Source organism: Bradyrhizobium sp. 22 (assembly GCF_000482425.1).
Lineage (GTDB): Bacteria > Pseudomonadota > Alphaproteobacteria > Rhizobiales > Xanthobacteraceae > Bradyrhizobium > Bradyrhizobium japonicum_B.
This window is the reverse complement of record NZ_KI519399.1, coordinates 3,455,849-3,474,494: the sequence shown is the minus strand read 5'-3', so window position 1 is coordinate 3,474,494 and position 18,646 is coordinate 3,455,849. Positions and strand designations below refer to the sequence as shown.

Here is an 18,646-nt window from a genome sequence, read left to right as displayed (position 1 = left end):
AGAGCGGCGGCGCGCCGCGCTGGTTGCTAGATTTTTAGGAGGGGATACGATGCCTTTTCTTGGACTACGGGTTGGGGTGCCCGACTCATCCCTTGTGAGTGCTGACGCCTATGCTAGTTACCTCCTCTACGACGACTTCTCAGGCACCGTTGCCGCCGTTTCTGGCCGCGTCCCGCAGAAGGGCGCGGCGTGGACTGCAAGTGGCGCGTCGGCTGGCGTCATGGTGGCGGGTGGTGGACAACTCAAGCAGACGAACGACACACCCGCCGCTTACGCCTTCAACCAGCTCTCGCAAAATCCCGGCAAGCTGGTGGGCAAATGGCAGAATGATAACGGGGCAAGCGGCGCAGTCCCCACCATAGCGATTTGCCCGAGCACGGTCCTAACTTCTGGCGTCGTCCTTCATGGTGAACTTGGCACGACGAGTCCGTTCTTCCGCGCGATCGACAATGGAACATTCAAGGTTCCGGCCTGGTCTGTTGCCGGGTCATCCTACGTTCTGGAAGCAGATGTTGAGTACACGACAGAGCTTTATTGGGATGACAAGTTCGCCCGCATCAAGGTCTACAACGGCGCCTCGCTGATTGGTGAGCAGTTGGTCTATGAACCGCTACTGGCATCAGGCGGCGGCCAAGAAGTGTTCTTTGAGACGTTGGACAGCCATCTCGCTTACACGCTCGCAACTGCTGAGGCGAAGCCGGCCTCCGGCTATACCTGGCCGACGCTCAACATCCTGGCTGAGCAGAGCATCCCCACAACCGCAACCGCCTCTGCAACCGTGTTCGGCGGATCTGTCACCAACAATGCGGCCGGTCTCATCATCAGCGGGGCGTCTTACGGGCAAGGGGCCTATGCCTTCGACCTAGGCAGCGCCGTCATCGGTGACAAGTTCTCCGTGTCGTTTGATGTGGCGAATCTAAGCGCTGGCGGCTGGGAGGCGGCGCTGCTCGCGACAGGCGCATTCGAGGCGGAGAAATCGAACCTCCTGCTTTTCAACGCCAATGGCCGCGTGCAGGGCATCATAACGGCGACAGCAGCCGGCAGCATGTCTTTGTTCATCGGGGTTGATAGCTCGGGGGTCGGCGGCAACATCACCATATCGAACTTGACCATCATCAAGAACCCGCCTACGACGCCTTAGCCGTCCGCTCCCTCAGGGAGAGTTTCAGGCTATTGGGGTAATGCCGGTAAGAACAGGGTAATTGGGGCAAGTCATTACCTAGTTCATGGCTTAACTCAGGGCGTGCGCGGGGCTGAGCCAGAATCCTCGATCTTGATCGGCCTGCACGGGCAGGCTGGGACGGTCTTGCTACGGCCCATGTGTCCGCATTCCTTGCAGAGCCACAGAGTTCCCTTGCGCCTGTCCTTGCATTTTACGCCGACCCAATCGCAGTAGGGCTGCTGTATTTCGATCATGGCTTAGGAGCGGCGGATATCGCGGCGTATTTCAGCCGCCGCACGTTCCTCGGCTTGCTCCAATGGCATTCCTTGCTGTTGAAGCTCCCTGACCTTGCGCCGCAGAAGTCCATCCCAAATATCAACTTCGGCGCGCTTGCGTAGCGTCAGATCATCTTCGTTCATCTGGTCGTTCTCCCTCTATTTAACACCGCGAGGCTGACAGGATCGCGGCGACGGTCTTCTTGTGTGTCTTGCCGCAATAGATGCTACTGATTGTCGTCCAGTCTACACCAAATCGTGCGGCAATATCGACCTGGCGCATCTTGCCCTTCAGGTCCAAAATGATCCGGATATCATCCGGCCGCAACTTGCCTTTGTTGCCAAATCGATTGCGACCTCCGCGGCCATGCGCGGTGCTATCACGACGGTTTTCCGCCTTCGACTTCCAGATGAGGTGCTTCGGGTTCACGCAACCCTGATGGCCGCTACCGCATTTATGCGCGGCCTCCGGCTTGTCTGGCGGCGGCGCCCCGTGAGCAAGCTCGCACATCATCCTGTGGGCATAGCGCATCCGCCCAAGGTAGCCCAATTGGCCGTAGCCATTTGGTAGCCTGTAGAACGGCCATATCAAGCACTTCGGATCTGCATGGTTCGCGTGGTCGCGCAACCACTGCGCCTGCTTGCCTTTGCCCTTGTTCGGATTTCTCATCTCGGGTTCTCATCCTGCTCAAGTGATCGGGCCTGTGACCCAGGCCGGCGGCGGTTCTGGCTCACGGTCATGCCACCGGAAGGGTGAGGGCCAATAGTAGTCCAGTTCCTTCTTGCACTCAGAGCAAAGCAGGATCTTCCACTCGGGGACGCGGAGGTTTGTCCGCTTGTGCTCGTCGTATGCCACACACACGGGCTTGTGGGCCACTCCGACTTTGCCGCGGCACCACTTCTTCGTGTCCTTCTTCGAACCGCTCGGCGGCCGAATCTCAGGCACTGCGGTCTGCCGCTCGTTTCGGCGATGAACGGCGCGACCGCGCCAGCTTGATTTGTCCTCAGCCATCGGACTGCCTCACACCATTCGAGTGAGAACGCCCGTAGTAGTCTTCCATCCATACCAGTGCATCCGCCTTGCCGGTGAACACGAGCCAGGCCGCACCTAGGCGCTCAAAGAGGCTGGTTCTGTTGCCGTAGTATCTGGCCGGCACCCATCGTCCATCAGGAAGGCCCCGCTGGTTATTCTGAAGCAGGTTCACCCATTCCGGCGATGCGTAGTGGACCGTGGTTCCTCTCATCGGGCTCTCCAATATCTTTCAGGTGCGAGCGGCTAAGGCGCGAATAGCGTTCGCGGTAGCCATGCCGGCGTCCCAGCTCGCCACGGCTTCGGCATCGCCTTGGTTGTGGCAATCGCAGCGCTCGCAGTCGCAGGGGCGAGGTCCTGACGGCTCAGCAATCTTGGCGCACCTCTCCACGAGGTCGTCCTGCCCGTTGAGATAGGCCGTGATTGCCGCCTCAATCCCCTTGAACGTTCCGCCCTCAGCAGCCCAATAGGCTTCGAAGGCAGCTTCCAACCGGGTCCTGTCGAGTTGTGGCGAGCAAATCGCTTTGCCGCTCGCTGGGGGCGAGGATTCCAAATCTTCCATCTTGATGTCCTCCACGTCGTACTCAAGCTCACCTTCGCCGCTGCATAGATTGCAGCGCTCCCATACATCGTCGAAACCGTGATGGCCCCCGTCCCCGCCACAGGCCCCGCAGGGGATGATGCGGACTTCGTTTGGTTTACTCACGGGCGGATGCTCCCTTGTCAGGTGCTAGGGGCTAGCGTCGATCGTTGATCAGTCGCGTGATGGCGTCAGCAAGGCTGATGTATCCTTCGCCACCCTGGCCTGAGCCGCCGCCGGCCTCATTACCCCATGATCTCGCCTTCTCCGCAGCTGCCATGATGCCCTCGATGTAAAAGCGATCGAAGACAGCGGCCAAATCGCGGACCTGCGCAACTGTCCAATCCGGCTTCGCTATTTTCATCGCCTCGTCAATTCATCGGTTGCTCATCTTCGATCCCTTCCATGTGAGCGGACCTATTTCACCTGATCCGGATGCAGCTTGAGCCGGAGCATTAGCCGCAGCAGCTTCGCTACCGGCTCCGGAGGCCCCTTGGCTGCATAGTTCTGGCTGGTCCTTGGTGACACGCCCAACCATTCGCCGGCACGCTCCTGAGACAGCCCCAAAGCCTTGATTGCTGCCTTGTATTGGGCGGGGGTCACTTGGACCCCTCCACCTTCGCAAATCCACCAGCGGCAACCCAAATTCGCTGAAGCTTCGGGCGGGCGCCGCCGACCCACATCTCCACTTTGATGCGCTTCCCGTCCCTTGAGACGTCAACCACGTCGGCCTTGTCTCCGTCCCGGTCAACAACCCGGTCGCCGATCTTGAACTGGTTGGTCATAGTGGCCTCCGTCTTTGATGGAAACCACTATACGCACCTTTTACGTATACGCAAGTCTTTCGTATTCACGTATTGTTACAACAGGCCCGCGCCCCTCCTATAAAGCAGCGGTTCGCCGGGACGACTTAGTGAGCCAAAGAGAATCGAATGACTGCGTGTCCGGCACAGTCCTGAGGCTCAACCGCATTGATGTTCTGTCTTGGCAACTCGCCACTGCCATTGACCGCCATGGCGATGGTAAATCCGGCGCAAATAGTTGTGGTCATGAGGTCTGTGGCGCATAGAAGCATTTCCTATAGATGCGAGCGCCTAGCAGCGCATGACCGGCTGATTAGGAAACACGGCCGTGGCCGTCCCGCCGTGGATCTTGTTGAGCTTGTCCTGGCGCTCCTTCGGCCCCATAGCCGGGTCGATCTCGTGTGCAAAGACCAGATTGAGATGGTTGCGGATCATCGAGACCTGCGCAGCGTTCAATCCCGTGACCTCCGGCTTCCGGTCCTCGTGCGTCATGGATGCGACTTCAAAGAACCCTTGAAGCCAGTAGCAAAAATCTCTCGATTGCATTTCAGTCTCCTTTGATTTGTCGGTCACATTCCAGAAACGGCTAACCGCCGCCCATCTCTACGATCGTTTCAATGACCCAGCCGACAAGAACGATGACGGGCAGAGCAAAGGGGACCATCAGCACGTAAGCCCACCAGGGAAGCTGTTTGTTCATCTGTTCGACTTTCAGGTACGGCGGGCTGGATACAGGGTGTCGATCAGGTCGCGGACCTTCCCTGCTTCGTGCTGCTCCAAGAACACACTGATATAGGCGCCAGTCCGGTGGTCGTTGAAGGTGAGGGTGATCCCGCGGCGGTACGGCTCGCCGCGGTTATCGTAGCGCACCTCCAAGTCGGCACTATCGCCAAGGCTACCTTCGCCCTGGAATCGCACGACCGTCTCCTCAAGTGCTCGCATCGTCTCATCTCCGGTTAGTGCTGCTAGGTATCGGCCGCGCGAGGCGGCGCGGCTTGATGGTCGTCGTGAAGATGCTTCAGCGCGAAATGTCGGCAAGCGAGAAGACGATGCCCTCGCAATAGTTCTCGCCGTCTTCCTTAATGATGAATTTGCTATGCGGCAGTGAGGTCTTGTACTGCCAGGAGAATCCGTTGCTATCCCAGACGGCCTCGATCGCAGCAGGCGCATCCTTTAGGACCTGCTTGTGATAGGGGCAATTGTCGCTCTCGCACTCGTTGGCGATCAGGCCCTTGCGGTTGAGGTACGCGATGCCGCCATTGTAGACGCCGACCTCATCACGGATAGCCCCCTCGAATTCCATCAGATCATCGCTGGCGCCGTACACGGCGACAAGGCCGGCGGCCTTCATCGCCCTAAACAGCTCCGTCGAGCCTTCCTCGCGGTACTGATTGCCATCCAGCGCGGCGGCTGCTTCGTCTCTGGTCATGTCAGGACTCCTCAGGTTGCAGGTTTTGGGAAAGATGAGACAGGGCGGCGCGAAGCGCGTCCCGCTTGTTGCAGGCCGCAATCCAGTCATTCCCGCGGGCGGCCCATGCATACGATTGTTGCTCCACCCAGCGGTGGCCGTTGGCGTCCAGCCGATAAGGATTGAGCGGAGCCATTTGAGCCAACTCGCGCAGCCGATCGCATTCGATCTCTGCCCGCTCGATTTCAAGAAGCAGTTCAACCCGCGTCATCGGTCAGCCTGCCGTTCATGTGGGAACTGTGAAAGGCTATGAGTATTCATTGCCCACCCAGTCGTCCCAGTTGAACCCGCAGCGGCATTTCGCGGCGTGCCCCGGCAGATATTTTCCGTTCTTATAATTCGGCTCGCGAGTTTCCTCGCACTTCGGGCAGACCGGCTCCTCAATCGAGATGACCGTCCCTGGCGGGAACATCTTGGCATCCAAGGTAAGAGGCTTATGCTCATAGTCTCCGTCCTTGTCGCCGTCGGCATAGGTCCACCAGCGCGGCTCCATCTGATCGCATTCCGGGCCGCCGTACATGTCCGGCTTCATCTCGGCCCGCATTGTCTCTCGGCGTTTGATGATGCTCATTCGAATACCTCAGGCTTGAATGCCGCTGCGTAGAGGCCGCACAGCGCGAGCGGCGCCAGCCAGAGCAGAGGCCAGATGATTGTCAGCCCGAGCGCTAGCGCCACAACACAGACTGTGCCGACGACGATCCGGCCGGATGTCGGAGAGCCGTCATAAGTGGCTCGCGACGGCCGCGACCTGTTTCGGAATCCCATGGTCATTGGCCAGGCTCCCGCACATGCGGAGAGTGCTCGCGCGAGCCGAACCATTCCTGAAGGCTCTTGCAGCATACGGGACACAGCGTCACTTTGTAATCGAGCCAAAATAGCTGCTTCCCTTGGTAGCCCTGCGCGCTGGCGTGGCCCCAATTGGCGCGGTGCTCGACGTTGCCGCATTGGATGTCCTCGCTGTTGTCGCAGCGGTCGCACTCGAAGCGCTCTAGTGTGATCGTTTCGAGGCCCATCACTCGCCCTCCCGCATTGTCGATGAGTGCGACATAGCGATGTAGAGATCGCAGGCTTTACGCACCACATCCCATGCGTCATTGATGCCAACCACACTGTCATCGTAACCTGGCTTGGTTTCGCAGAGCAGGTCGTTGATACGGGTGTCGATGGAGTCCTTAAGCTGACGCAGCCGGGCGTTCGCAGTCTCGACCTGAGCGCGAAGCTGGGCGATCTCTTTCTGGTATTGCTGGCGCGTCACCGTGCCATCGCACCAACCCTGCTCAAGCAATGACTCGATGACCTTCGTAGCGTGCGGATCGCACCCGCAGTCGGGCCAATTGCAATCCGCTGGCTCTGGCAGTGCCTGCTTTCTGCCCTGGCATTCCCACGCTGCCGGAGAACGACCGGCCGATAGCACTGCGCTGTAGAGCTTTTCGATAAGCTCGAAAGCCTTGATGTAGTGGCCGTCGTTGAGGTTTTCGTCCATAAGGACGCGCCAGAGTGCCATTTTCAGCGGCGGCCATGGCTCGGTCTGACCGCCCGCTGCCGGCGCGGGTTCATCCGGCAGGGGCTTGTCAGATGTTCTCTCATGTTGGGAATCTCGCTCGGTTACTTCATGACCGCCTCCTGGGTTGCTCTGCTCGGCGCGCTTTTCATTCTCCACTGCGCCGCTATGCCCGTGGAGCTGGGCCCCGCAAGTCTTCAGCGCCTCGTCCGCGAGCACTACGCAGGCGGCCTGATGCGCTGGGATTAGTCGTCGGAAGATGAGGTCGGCCAGCGTGCCGATGTCCTGATCAGATTCCGCAAGTCGTTCGGACAGCCCCTCGGCGTATGCCGCCTGAAAACAGCCATCGACTTCAACCGCCAAGTCATGGGCCGCCCCACTTTGGGCAGGATCGCGTGTCTGTTCGGTCACGACACCACCTCCCGGTTGGCGGCCACCCGGACCTTGTGAGACTTGACGATGCCGATCTGCCGCTCCAGGAAGCCGGCGCGGGTCCCGTTCTTCAGATGCGCCACCACGACCGTGAGCTGCATGTGACGGGTTTCGTCGTCGGCCCGGCGGGCGGCACAGTCGAAGGGGTAAGCGGCCTCAGGGTTTGGCGGCAGGAAGCAGGTCGGGTCGGCGTTGTAGTTGGTGTCGATCATGGTTCCCCTCGGGTGCAGGCGGAATCGGTTCGGGACTTTGTCCGGGACTTTCCGCCTGGAAGTCCAGAAATATGCCGGTATTTGATCGGTTTTCGTTCCCGCTACTGCCCAGGCGAACGACCGCCTACTCCTTGAGAAAAAAGGAGTTTTCGCGCGCATCGCTATGCAACGACGACAGAGCGTCTCAGATCTGGAAGCTCGGATGCACCAGCGCCTCCGGCGCGACCGCGAGCACGATCAGCGCCGCCACCGCCAGCGTGCGGAAGGTGATGGCGCGGCGGTCGACCATCACCGCGATCAGCACCACCGCCGTCATGAAGAACGATCGTTGGGTTGCGACCTCCGCACCCGAGAGCAGCAGATAGAACGCCGCGGCCACCAATGCTGCGGCCGCCGACCATTTCTTGATGGCGAACCCGACGGCCAGGCCCGGGATCAACGCCAGCAGCGCGCGCACCGCGAAGAAGACGACCCCCGCGACCACCGCCATGTGATAGCCGGAGATCGAGAGAACGTGCCCGAGCCCCGAGATGAACATCGCGTCGTTGACGGGCGCGGAAATCGCATCGCGCCGCCCGGTGAGCAGCGCGGTCGCGATCGCGCGGTTGTCGCCCTCGAGCGTCGCGCGGATGCGGGCGTCGATCGCATCGCGCAGGCCTTGCATGAAGGCCGCGTAGCGCAGCCGCAGGCCACCGGCATCGGGCGGGATTGAAGCCGTGATCGCGCCCATCACGAAGCCGGAGGCGCCGATGCCCTGAAAGAACATGTCCCGCGAGAAGTCGTAGCTACCCGGGCGCACCGGCGAGAGCGGCGGCATCAACCGCGCTTTCAATCGAACGAAGCTGCCGACCTCGGGCGCGGTGCCCTTGCGCACCGACAGGCGGACGCGCTCGAGCCTGACGTCGCTGCGCTGCGCCTCCATGGCGGTGACGCGCAGCACGAAGCGGTCGGTGCGCTCGCGGATGTCGCGCGTCTCGACGAAGCCCGACAGCGACACGGAATAGAGCGGCTTGGCCAGCACGGTATGGGTGACGCGCGCCGTCTTCCAGCTCGCCCCGGCAAAGCCGGAAGCGACCGCCGCGATCATGAGCGCGGGCGCGAACAGCCGGCTCCGCCGCAGCAGGATCGCGCCGAGCAGCAGTGCGGCCGCCGTCGTCGCGACGACCCACAGCACCGGCTCATGATCGGCGGCAAAATACAGCGCGATGCCGCCGCCAAAGGCGACCGGCACCCAGGGCAGCAGGCGCCCGGGACCGGCTTCGGCGCGGGCCCATCCACGGAGCGTTTCGACGATTGCGGGCCAGATGCCGAGACCCGTCGGAGCAAGGCCGCCGGCAGGTGCGGCGCGGCCGACCGGCCACGTCCCGGCAATCCCCTGGGCGCGTACCGGCCGGCCCTGCTCCGCCATTTCCCTGCACCTTACGCGACGCGACTGGCACCGAGGCTACCGGAACGTGCGGCCGGGCGAATAGCGGTACAGATCGGGAACGCGGGAAGGCGCCCTACTTTTTCTCTTCCATCGTTCGTGGTTATGGATTCCGGGCCTGGCCCTGCGGGCCATCCCGGAATGACGATAGAGTCGTGGCTAAATCAGCGGCGCCTGCGCCGAGGCGTGGTGATTGACGATCTTCCACTCGCCGTCCTCACGGATGATGACCCAGCTCATCTTGACGATGAGATCGTCCCGCTCGCCGGCGAGATCAAACGAGATGGTCGCGGCCATGTTGATCAGATCCGGGCCGGCCTGCGCTGCGTTCACGTCGGAGAATACGGCGCGCGGCTGCCGCCAGCGCGGCAGGCCGTTGAAATAGTCCGCGACGCCGTCCCTGCCCCGATAGAGCTTCGGATTCGAGCCGAAGAAGAATGCGCTCTTCGCATAGAGCGACGACAGCGTCGCTGCATCGAGCGTCGCGAAGCCGGCGCACCATTTCGCGATGATGGCGGCAGCGATGGCGTCGGCCTCCGTGCTCATGCGTGCCTCAGCCCTTCGCTACTTCCTTCGCGAAGGTGTCGCGCAGGCCGATGGTGCGCGAGAACACCGGCTTGCCGGGCGTCGAGTCCCTGTCGCGCACGAAATAGCCCTGGCGCTCGAACTGCATCGGCTCGGTCGAGTTGCTCTCGGCCACCGCTGCCTCGACCCGCGCATCGGACAGGATCTCCAGCGAGTTCGGATTGAGATCGGTCGCGAAGTTCGAAGCGTCCGGGCTCGGATTGGCAAACAGCTGGTTGTAGATGCGGATTTCCGCCGGTTTCGAGGTCGCCGCCGGCAGCCAGTGCATGGTCGCCTTGACCTTGCGGCCGTCCGGCGCGTTACCGCCTTTGGTCGCGGGATCGTAGCTGCAGCGCAGCTCCACCACCTCGCCCTTGTCGTTCTTGATCACGCCGGTGCACTTGACGAAATAGGCGTAGCGCAGCCGCACCTCGTTGCCCGGCGACAGGCGGAAGAACTTCTTCGGCGGGTTCTCCATGAAGTCGTCCTGCTCGATATAGAGCTCGCGGCCGAACGTGATTTTCCGCGTGCCCGCCGAGGGATCGTCGGGATGATTGATCGCCTCGAGCTCCTCGGTCTGCCCTTCCGGGTAGTTCTCGATCACGACTTTCAGCGGCTTCAAGACCGCCATGCGGCGCTGCGCGGTGCGGTTCAGCTCCTCGCGAATGCAGAACTCCAGCATGCCGACATCGACGACGCTGTTGGCCTTGGCAACGCCGATGCGCTTGACGAACTCGCGCAAGGCCGCCGGCGGCACGCCGCGGCGGCGCATCCCGGCCATGGTCGGCATGCGCGGATCGTCCCAGCCCGCGACATGGCCGTCGCGGACGAGCTGCGTCAGCACGCGCTTGGACAGAAGCGTGTAGGTCAGGTTCAGCCGCGCGAACTCGTACTGATGCGGCTTGGACGGCACCGGCAGCTTCTCGATGAACCAGTCGTAAAGCGGCCGGTGGTCCTCGAACTCCAGCGTGCAGATCGAGTGCGTGATGCCCTCGATCGCGTCCGACTGGCCGTGCGCATAATCGTAGCTCGGATAGATGCTCCACTTCGTGCCGGTGCGCGGATGATGCGCGTGCAGGATGCGGTACAGCACCGGATCGCGCAGGTTGATGTTGCCGGCGGCCATGTCGATCTTGGCCCGCAGCACGCGCGCGCCGTTCGGAAATTCGCCGGCTTTCATGCGCCGGAACAGGTCGAGATTCTCCTCCACGCTGCGGTCGCGGAACGGCGAGTTCTTGCCGGGCTCGGTCAGCGTGCCGCGGGAGGCGCGGATCTCCTCCTGGGTCTGGTCGTCGACATAAGCGAGCCCGTCGCGGATCAGCTGCTCCGCCCATTCGTACAGGCGATCGAAATAGTCCGAGGCGAAGAACAGGTTCTTGCCCCAGTCGAAGCCGAGCCAGCGCACGTCGGCCTGGATGGAATCGATGTATTCCTGCTCTTCCTTGACCGGATTGGTGTCGTCGAAGCGCAAGTGGCAGCGGCCCGGAAACTCCTGGGCGATGCCGAAGTTGAGTGCGATCGACTTGGCGTGGCCGATATGCAGGTAGCCGTTCGGCTCCGGCGGGAACCGGGTCACGATTTCCCTGTACTTGCCCTGATCGAGGTCGGCCTGAATGATGTCACGAATGAAATCGCGCCCAACCTCAGCTGCCACCGGTTCTGTCATTACCAAAATCCTGTCGGGAAATCAGCGATCCTTCTGCCAAATTCGGGAGGCTGAGCCAAGAGCCTAAGCAAGAGCTTAAGCAGGCCCGGCAGGTTCGCCGTCGGGCTTTAGTTATGCGCCGGTCCTGCTATACACCACCGCTTCCAATGCATAGGCCCTGCCAAGAATGACCGATTCCGTCGTCACCCGCTTCGCCCCCTCGCCGACCGGCTTCCTCCATATCGGGGGCGCCCGCACGGCGCTGTTCAACTGGCTGTATGCGAAGAAGCACGGCGGCAAGATGCTGCTGCGGATCGAGGACACCGACCGCGAGCGCTCGACCGAGGCCGCGATCGGCGCTATTCTCGACGGTCTCAAATGGCTCGAGCTCGGCTGGGACGGCGAGGTGATCTACCAGTTCGCCCGCGCCGCGCGTCACCGCGAGGTCGCCGAGCAGCTGCTCGCCGACGGCAAGGCCTATCGCTGCTACGCCAGTGCGGAGGAGCTCGCCGCGATGCGCGAGAAGGCGCGCGCCGAGGGCCGCACCCGCCTCTATGACGGCATGTGGCGCGACCGCGATCCCGCGACCGCTCCTGGCGACGTCAAGCCGACCATCCGCCTGCGCGCACCGCAGACCGGCGAGACCGTGATCGAGGATCAGGTTCAGGGCCGCGTGGTCTGGCAGAACGAGAACCTCGACGACCTCGTCCTGCTGCGCGGCGACGGCAACCCGACCTACATGCTCGCGGTGGTGGTCGACGACCACGACATGGGCGTCACCCACGTGATCCGCGGCGACGACCATCTGATCAACGCCGCCCGCCAGAAGCAGATCTACGATGCGATGGGCTGGGCGCTGCCGAGCATGGCCCACATTCCCCTGATCCACGGTCCGGACGGCTCAAAGCTGTCGAAGCGCCACGGCGCGCTCGGGGTCGATGCCTACCGCGCCATGGGATATCTGCCGGCGGCGCTGCGCAATTATCTCGTCCGGCTCGGCTGGAGCCATGGCGACCAGGAGATCTTCTCGACCGAGGAGATGATCGAAGCGTTCGACCTCGCCAGCGTCGGCCGCGCCGCCGCCCGCTTCGATTTTGCCAAGCTGGAAAACCTCAACGGCCACTATATCCGCCACGCCGACGATCAATCGCTCGTGAAGATGTTCGAGGACGTGCTCGACCACGTGCCGGGTCGGGCCGAGCTTAAGGCCAAGTTAAACGACACCACGCGCGCGCAGCTCGCGAAGGCGATGCCGGCCCTGAAGGAGCGCGCCAAGACGTTGATCGAGCTGATCGACGGCGCCACTTTCATCTTCGCCGATCGGCCGCTGGAGCTCGATCCCAAGGCGCAAGCCCTGCTGACGCCGGAAAACCGCAAGCTGATCGGCCAGCTTCATGCCGCGCTGGAGACAGTCGAGACCTGGAGCGGCACCAGCACCGAGGCCGCGCTGCGCGCCTTTGCCGAGGAAAATAGTCTCAAGCTCGGCGCGGTCGCCCAGCCCCTCCGGGCGGCGCTGACCGGACGGACGACGTCGCCTGGTATATTTGAGGTTTTGGACGTCCTGGGACGCCAGGAAAGCCTTGGCCGGCTTAAGGATCAGTCTACGACGTAAGTCGACCATGCGTGCGGCGATCTTGCAGCGCACATAGCAATAATATACCCATCTGCCCCGTACCTTCGGGAACATCCGCCTGCCCCCAGGACCTGCCTCGGGGGCTCCGGCTCCGGCCCGTTTCACCATACATCGGGGACCTCTGATGGACGCAAAACCAAGCCCAAAGACCGCTACGCTGACGGTCGGAAACAAGAATTACGATCTCCCGATCCACAGCGGCAGCGTCGGGCCTGATGTCATCGATATCGGCAAGCTGTACGGCCAGTCCGGCCTGTTCACCTACGATCCCGGGTTCACCTCCACCGCGAGCTGCCAGTCCAAGATCACCTATATCGACGGCGACGCGGGCGTGCTGGAATACCGTGGCTACCCGATCGAGCAGCTCGCCGAGAACGGCGACTTCCTGGAGACCTGTTATCTCCTGCTCTACGGGAACCTGCCCACCGCCGCGCAGAAGAAGGATTTCGACGACCGCGTGATCCATCACACGATGGTGCACGAGCAGATGGCCCGCTTCTTCCAGGGCTTCCGCCGCGACGCTCATCCGATGGCGATCATGGTGGCCGCAGTCGGCGCGCTCGCCGCGTTCTATCACGACAGCACCGACATCAACGATCCGAAACAGCGCATGATCGCATCCATGCGCATGATCGCGAAGATCCCGACCCTGGCGGCGATGGCCTACAAGTACACGATCGGCCAGCCCTTCGTGTACCCGAAGAACTCGCTGAAGTTCGCCGAGAACTTCCTGCACATGTGCTTCGCCGTGCCGTGCGAGGACTACAAGATCAACCCGGTGCTCGCCGACGCGCTGGACAAGATCTTCATTCTGCACGCTGACCACGAGCAGAACGCCTCGACCTCGACGGTCCGCATCGCCGGCTCGTCCGGCGCCAACCCGTTCGCCTGCATCGCCGCCGGCATCGCCTGCCTCTGGGGCCCGGCGCATGGCGGCGCCAACGAAGCTGCGCTCGCGATGCTCGCCGAGATCGGCACCGTGGACAAGATTCCCGAATTCATCGCCAAGGTGAAGGACAAGAACTCCGAAGTCCGCCTGATGGGCTTCGGTCACCGCGTCTACAAGAACTACGATCCGCGCGCCAAGCTCATGCAGAAGATGTGTCACGCCGTGCTCAAGGAGACCGGCCATGGCGACGATCCGATGCTGAAGGTGGCGATGGAGCTCGAGAAGATCGCGCTCAGCGACCAGTACTTCATCGACCGCAAGCTCTACCCGAACGTCGACTTCTATTCGGGCATCACGCTGAAGGCGATGGGCTTCCCGGTCTCGATGTTCACCGTGCTGTTCGCGGTCGCCCGCACCGTCGGCTGGATCAGCCAGTGGAGCGAGATGATCGAGGACCCGCAGCAGAAGATCGGCCGGCCCCGCCAGCTCTACACCGGCGTCACCAAGCGCGACTACGTCGCGATGAAGGATCGCAAGTAAGTCCTGAGCTGATACGGCTATCGAAACGGCGTCATCGCAAGATGGCGCCGTTTTCGTTTGTGCAGGTGCCGTAGCGCTCATCGTGCTGCCGCGCACAACAACAAGTCCATGGACATGGCGGCAAGCGGCTTGACAGTCGAGCAGCCCCGCGCGCATTCTTACACTAAGTAAGAATGACGACAGGGATGGAAATGCCGGAGCAGCCGAGAAGTCGGCGGCAGACGCGCGCTGCCATTTTGACCCATCTGCTTCAGTCGGGCGGCTCGTTCCGTCCGCCGCTGGCCAAGGCCGTGCGCCTGTCGGAAGCGAGCCTGTCGCGCATCCTGTTCGACCTGAAGGCCGAAGGCCTGATCGAGGAGGTGCGGCGCCCTGCCCCTTACGTCGGCGGTCCGACCGGCCTCGTGTCGCTCGACGGCTCGGTCGCCCTCGCGGCGTTCGAGCTGACTGCTCAGCATCTCAGCGTCGGCGTCGGCGGCCTGTCGGGCGAGCTGCACTATGCCGAGCGCGTGAAGCTGCCGAAGACGCCGACCGCCGAGACCGTCGGCCAGGCATTTCGCGAAGCCATGACATTGCTGCGCGACTGGACGCGGCGCCGCCGCATCTCCCTCGCCCAGATCGGCGTCTCCATTCCAGGCCTCGGCCGTCTCAGCATCTCGGCCAACCCGATCATTCCCTGCGATGTGGGGCGCCTCAGCGAGATGTTCGACGAGATGTTCGCCGGCGTGCCGCTCGAGATCACCAATTCGGTGGTCGCCCACGCCACCTTTCACCGCTGCCGCACCCAGAATTATCCGTTCAGCGACACGCATCTGTTCGTGCTTGTCAGCCACGGCGTTGCCGGCGCCTGGATGGATGATCCGGCGAAGGCCGAGGCGCTGCAACCGATCGAGCTCGGCCACATGGTGTTCCAGCCCGAAGGGCCGCGCTGCCGCTGCGGACATCATGGCTGCGTCGAGGCCTATGCGTCGATTCCGGCCCTGGCCGAGCTTCTCGGCGTCGCCGAAGCCGAGCTGCTTCGGCTCGGCAACGAATGGGTGAGCACGATACCGATCTCATCGCGCGTACGGCAGGAGCTGCGCCGGCGGCTGTTCCGGCTCGGCCTTGCGATTGGCAACACGCTGAACGTGAAACCGTGCGGCGGCGTTGCCATCAGCGGCTGGCCGTCGCTTCTCGCCGCAGATGATCGCAACGCCGTGATCGAAGGGATCGATGCCTGCCTGCTGGGCGGACGCAAATTGGCGCAGGTGTCCATCGCCTTCGTGCCGCCGTCGACCGGCAACGATCCGCAGGCCGCGCTCGCCTTTGCCGCCTTTTGTCTCGCCAGCCGTGGCGGCATGCCCGCGGCCTCGACGGAGGCGGCCTGACATGCGCTGAACCTGAACGTCCTACACGCGCCGAAACTTCACACCGGGAGGAACTGCCATGCCGATCACCACAACAAGGCGCCGTCTGCTCGCTGGCTCCGTCGCTACGCTCGCACTGCCGGCCTTTGCCCGCGCGCAAGGCGCGGTCAAGCCGCGCCTGACCGCGATCTCGCAATGGTCAGCAGGCAGCGACGGCGCGGCCATCACCGCGCTCGGCAAGAAGTTCGAGGAGAAGGGCGGCGTTTGGCAGCATTCGCCCGTGCCCGGCTTCACCACCGAGATGATGAACAAGCTGCGCGCCCAGATCATGGCCGGCGATCCGCCGGCCTGCTCGCAGCTCAAAGGTCCCGAGATTGCGGCCTGGTCGAAGATTGCCCCGACCGTCGATCTCGACGCCGTCGTCGCCGCCGCCGGTTACGAGAAAGTCGTCGCGCCGGACCTTGCGAAACTGCACAAGCCCGGCGGCAAATGGATCGCACTGCCGTTGCAGATCTACAGCACCAACATGCTGTTCCTGTCCAAGCGCGCCATGGACAAGGCCAAGTCCGACAAGATCCCGGTCACCTGGGCGGACTTCAACGAGCTCGCTGAAAAGATGAAGGCCGGCGGCGTCGCCCATCCCATCGCCAACGGCGGCACCCGCCCGGATGACGGGCAGAAATTCGAGGCCGCCCTGGCCGGCATCAGTCCGCTCGCCTACCGCGCCGCCATCATGAATCTCGAGAAGAAGGCTCTGGAGGGTCCCGAGATCAAGGCTGCGTTCGCACAAGTGCGCAAGATCGCCGATTGGATGGACCCCAACGTCGGCGCCCAGCACTTCTCGACCAATCTGAAGCGCTTCATCGACGGCGACATGGGCATGATGATCATGGGCGGCTGGGCCCAGGGCGTATTGCGCAACGCCGGCTTCAAGCTCGAGGACTTCATGATTGCGCCAGGTCCCAGCGACAACAGCAAGCCGGTCTTCCTGCTGAATGCCGACGCCTTCATCTTCTGGCAGCGCAAGGAGGCTGACCTGCAAGCCGGCCAGACGCTGATGGCCCAGCTGGTCATGGATCCGGCGATCCAGACCATGTACTCGCAGATCACCGGATCGATCCCCGTGCGCACCGATGTCGATCTGTCCGGCGAAGGCTGGTCGGAGGGTCAACGCACGACTGCAAAGGCCCTGAAGGACGCTATCGCCAGCAACCAGGCGGTGCTCAGCATGGCGCACAACATGGCGCAGGAAAACGGCATGACCGCAGCGATGATCGACGTGATCACGGAGTTCGTGAAGAACAAGACGATCAAGCCCGAGCAGGCGGCGACCCGCCTCGCCGAGGCCGTCGAGGGCGCACGTTGAGCAATGCCGCCGCGATAAGACCGGGCCGGCCAGCGCTTCCTGAATGGGTGCGCCGGCTGCCGGAATACCTGATGATCTGGGTGCCGCTGCTGCTCTCCGCAGCGCACCTCGTCTCGTTCTCGCTGTGGACGATCTGGATCTCGTTCACGCCCTCCACGCTGATCCCTGTTACGGGCTGGGTGGGGTTGCGCAACTACACGGCCGTCCTGGCATCGCGGAACTGGCAGATCGCCTTCGACAACCTGCTGCTGTTCGGCATTGCGTTCGTGGTGTTGAGTGCGGCGACCGGCCTCGTTCTTGCGATCCTGCTCGATCAGCGCATTCGCGGCGAGAACGTGCTGCGATCGATCTTCCTGTATCCCCTCGCCGTGTCGTTCGTGGTCACCGGCACGGTCTGGAGCTGGCTGCTCAATCCCGGCCTCGGGATTCAGAAGCTGGTTCACGATCTCGGCTGGACCTCCTTCAAGTTCGACTGGCTGATCGACCGCGACATGGCGATCTGGACCATCGTCGTCGCCGCGATCTGGCAATCCTCGGGCTTTGCCATGGCCCTGTTTCTCGCCGGCCTGCGCTCCGTCGACGCCGACATCATCAAGGCCGCGCAGATCGATGGTGCCGGACCGGTCCGGATCTACCGGCGCATCATCCTGCCGTCGCTTTGGCCGATCACCATCACCGTCGTCGTGATCCAGCTGCAGTTCGCGATTTCGACGTTCGACCTCGTCCGCGCCCTCACCAATGGCGGACCGGGAATTGCGACCCAGCTGCCCGCTTTGGTGGTCTACGACCTCATGTTCCAGCGCAGCCTGCTCGGCCGCGGCGCCGCGGCGGCAGTGCTGATGCTGCTCATCCTTCTCGCGGTGCTCGTGCCCTATGCGGCATGGCGATATTTCCAGCGACGGCGGGCCGTCCATGCGTGAGCGCAGCTTCACCCCGAGCCGGATCTTGATCTACCTCGTCGTTTCACTGATCGCCGCGGCCTGGCTCGCGCCGCTGGTCGTCGTCGTTTTGAACTCGCTGCGGACCAACGAGGAGATCGCGCAGGGTTCGATGATCGGCTGGCCGCAACATCTGGCCTGGAGCAACTACGCCGCCGCCTGGAGCGGCTTCTGCGTGGCCGAGACCTGCTCCGGCATCCGGCCCTACATGCTGAACTCCGCGCTGGTCACGATCCCCGCGACGATCTTCTCGACCTTGCTCGGCGCCATCGCCGGCTACGCGGTGTCGCTCTGGCGCTTTCGCGGCGACAACTGGATCTACGGGATCGTGACCCTCGGGCTTTTCCTGCCCCAGCAGATGCGTCTGCTTCCCTGGACCATCGTGCTGCGGGACATCGGTCTCATCAACACGCTGGCAGGCCTCGTGCTGATCCACACCATCCAGGGGCTCTCCTTCACCACGCTGTTCTGCCGCAACTATTACGTCGCCATTCCCCAAGAATTGATCAGGGCCGCGCGGATCGACGGCGCCGGCTTCTTCCGCATCTTTTGGCGCATCATCCTGCCGCTCTCCGGTCCGATCCTGATCGTCACAGTGATCTGGCAATTCACGCATATCTGGAACGAATTCCTCTATGGCGTGACGTTCACGACCGGCCAGCAGCAGCCGGTCACGGCCGCTCTCATCGCGCTCTCCGCCGCAGTCGCCGACATCCCGCAGCATGGCGTGCAGAGCGCGGCGGTGATCATCGCCGCGCTGCCGACGCTGTTGATCTACCTGCTCGGCGGCAAGTACTTCGTCCGCGGCCTGACTGCCGGGGCCGTGAAATGATGGAGTT

At 62.8% G+C, this 18,646-nt stretch carries 23 protein-coding genes and 1 pseudogene; 7 read left to right on the top strand and 17 right to left on the bottom strand.

Going from position 1 to position 18,646, the window contains the following annotated elements:
- Positions 1-49 precede the first annotated feature (49 nt).
- Positions 50-1,141: a hypothetical protein gene (locus tag K410_RS0117760; protein ID WP_028136145.1), complete on the top strand. Its 1,092-nt coding sequence runs from the start codon at positions 50-52 to the stop codon at positions 1,139-1,141.
- 278 nt (positions 1,142-1,419) lie between these two features.
- Here K410_RS0117760 and K410_RS39570 read toward each other — a convergent pair whose 3' ends face one another.
- The 17 genes and pseudogenes from K410_RS39570 to K410_RS0117665 all read right to left on the bottom strand — a co-directional run bounded on the left by K410_RS39570 (position 1,420) and on the right by K410_RS0117665 (position 11,119).
- Positions 1,420-1,581 (bottom strand): hypothetical protein, encoded by a 162-nt coding sequence (locus K410_RS39570; protein ID WP_155253456.1) that lies wholly within the window; start codon positions 1,579-1,581, stop codon positions 1,420-1,422.
- Positions 1,582-1,600: 19 nt separating this feature from the next.
- Positions 1,601-2,107 carry an HNH endonuclease gene (locus K410_RS0117750; RefSeq protein WP_028136144.1) on the bottom strand — a complete coding sequence of 169 codons (507 nt, stop codon included), beginning with the start codon at positions 2,105-2,107 and terminating at the stop codon, positions 1,601-1,603.
- A gap of 334 nt (positions 2,108-2,441) precedes the next feature.
- The gene (locus K410_RS39565; RefSeq protein WP_155253455.1) at positions 2,442-2,681 is read right to left on the bottom strand and encodes a hypothetical protein; all 240 of its coding nucleotides are present in this window, start codon (positions 2,679-2,681) and stop codon (positions 2,442-2,444) included.
- Positions 2,682-2,699: 18 nt separating this feature from the next.
- Positions 2,700-3,173 (bottom strand): hypothetical protein, encoded by a 474-nt coding sequence (locus K410_RS0117745; RefSeq protein WP_028136143.1) that lies wholly within the window; start codon positions 3,171-3,173, stop codon positions 2,700-2,702.
- A 31-nt stretch (positions 3,174-3,204) separates the two neighbouring features.
- On the bottom strand, positions 3,205-3,411 hold the full coding sequence (locus K410_RS36900; protein ID WP_049820074.1) for a hypothetical protein: 207 nt from the start codon (positions 3,409-3,411) through the stop codon (positions 3,205-3,207).
- A 235-nt stretch (positions 3,412-3,646) separates the two neighbouring features.
- A complete protein-coding gene (locus K410_RS0117730) occupies positions 3,647-3,832 on the bottom strand; it encodes a hypothetical protein (RefSeq protein WP_028136141.1) in 186 nt (61 codons plus the stop codon).
- A 309-nt stretch (positions 3,833-4,141) separates the two neighbouring features.
- On the bottom strand, positions 4,142-4,396 hold the full coding sequence (locus tag K410_RS0117725; RefSeq protein WP_155253454.1) for a hypothetical protein: 255 nt from the start codon (positions 4,394-4,396) through the stop codon (positions 4,142-4,144).
- A 165-nt stretch (positions 4,397-4,561) separates the two neighbouring features.
- Positions 4,562-4,792, bottom strand: a complete 231-nt coding sequence (locus K410_RS0117715) for a hypothetical protein (RefSeq protein WP_028136139.1) — start codon at positions 4,790-4,792, stop codon at positions 4,562-4,564.
- Between the two features lie 76 nt (positions 4,793-4,868).
- Complete coding sequence (locus K410_RS0117710) at positions 4,869-5,279, bottom strand: hypothetical protein (RefSeq protein WP_028136138.1); 411 nt, start codon at positions 5,277-5,279, stop codon at positions 4,869-4,871.
- Between the two features lies 1 nt (position 5,280).
- The gene (locus K410_RS0117705) at positions 5,281-5,529 is read right to left on the bottom strand and encodes a hypothetical protein (RefSeq protein WP_028136137.1); all 249 of its coding nucleotides are present in this window, start codon (positions 5,527-5,529) and stop codon (positions 5,281-5,283) included.
- A 36-nt stretch (positions 5,530-5,565) separates the two neighbouring features.
- On the bottom strand, positions 5,566-5,889 hold the full coding sequence (locus K410_RS0117700) for a hypothetical protein (RefSeq protein ID WP_049820073.1): 324 nt from the start codon (positions 5,887-5,889) through the stop codon (positions 5,566-5,568).
- A 196-nt stretch (positions 5,890-6,085) separates the two neighbouring features.
- Positions 6,086-6,331: a hypothetical protein gene (locus K410_RS0117690; RefSeq protein ID WP_028136135.1), complete on the bottom strand. Its 246-nt coding sequence runs from the start codon at positions 6,329-6,331 to the stop codon at positions 6,086-6,088.
- Positions 6,331-7,230 carry a hypothetical protein gene (locus K410_RS0117685; RefSeq protein ID WP_155253453.1) on the bottom strand — a complete coding sequence of 300 codons (900 nt, stop codon included), beginning with the start codon at positions 7,228-7,230 and terminating at the stop codon, positions 6,331-6,333. The genes K410_RS0117690 and K410_RS0117685 overlap by 1 nt, the downstream gene beginning before the upstream one ends.
- Positions 7,227-7,463, bottom strand: coding sequence for a hypothetical protein (locus K410_RS0117680; protein ID WP_028136133.1), 237 nt, complete (start codon positions 7,461-7,463; stop codon positions 7,227-7,229). Before K410_RS0117680 ends, K410_RS0117685 begins: the two co-directional genes overlap by 4 nt.
- 187 nt (positions 7,464-7,650) lie before the next feature.
- Positions 7,651-8,871: pseudogene (locus K410_RS36895) on the bottom strand (ComEC/Rec2 family competence protein); the annotation flags it as partial.
- 177 nt (positions 8,872-9,048) lie between these two features.
- Positions 9,049-9,435, bottom strand: coding sequence for a nuclear transport factor 2 family protein (locus K410_RS0117670; RefSeq protein ID WP_028136132.1), 387 nt, complete (start codon positions 9,433-9,435; stop codon positions 9,049-9,051).
- 7 nt (positions 9,436-9,442) lie between these two features.
- Positions 9,443-11,119 (bottom strand): glutamine--tRNA ligase/YqeY domain fusion protein, encoded by a 1,677-nt coding sequence (locus K410_RS0117665; protein WP_028136131.1) that lies wholly within the window; start codon positions 11,117-11,119, stop codon positions 9,443-9,445.
- A gap of 166 nt (positions 11,120-11,285) precedes the next feature.
- Here K410_RS0117665 and gltX point away from each other — a divergent pair, with 166 nt between their 5' ends.
- The 6 genes from gltX (at position 11,286) to K410_RS0117635 (ending at position 18,639) form a co-directional block, all read left to right on the top strand.
- Positions 11,286-12,710: a glutamate--tRNA ligase gene (gene gltX, locus K410_RS0117660; RefSeq protein ID WP_028136130.1), complete on the top strand. Its 1,425-nt coding sequence runs from the start codon at positions 11,286-11,288 to the stop codon at positions 12,708-12,710.
- Positions 12,711-12,855: 145 nt separating this feature from the next.
- Positions 12,856-14,160 (top strand): citrate synthase, encoded by a 1,305-nt coding sequence (gene gltA, locus K410_RS0117655; protein WP_028136129.1) that lies wholly within the window; start codon positions 12,856-12,858, stop codon positions 14,158-14,160.
- A gap of 185 nt (positions 14,161-14,345) precedes the next feature.
- Positions 14,346-15,524 (top strand): ROK family transcriptional regulator, encoded by a 1,179-nt coding sequence (locus tag K410_RS0117650; protein WP_028136128.1) that lies wholly within the window; start codon positions 14,346-14,348, stop codon positions 15,522-15,524.
- A 58-nt stretch (positions 15,525-15,582) separates the two neighbouring features.
- Entirely contained in the window at positions 15,583-16,869 is a 1,287-nt protein-coding gene (locus tag K410_RS0117645; RefSeq protein WP_028136127.1) for an ABC transporter substrate-binding protein, read from the top strand.
- On the top strand, positions 16,866-17,789 hold the full coding sequence (locus K410_RS0117640; RefSeq protein WP_028136126.1) for a carbohydrate ABC transporter permease: 924 nt from the start codon (positions 16,866-16,868) through the stop codon (positions 17,787-17,789). Before K410_RS0117645 ends, K410_RS0117640 begins: the two co-directional genes overlap by 4 nt.
- Positions 17,782-18,639, top strand: coding sequence for a carbohydrate ABC transporter permease (locus tag K410_RS0117635; protein WP_028136125.1), 858 nt, complete (start codon positions 17,782-17,784; stop codon positions 18,637-18,639). The genes K410_RS0117640 and K410_RS0117635 overlap by 8 nt, the downstream gene beginning before the upstream one ends.
- Positions 18,640-18,646: the final 7 nt, after the last annotated feature.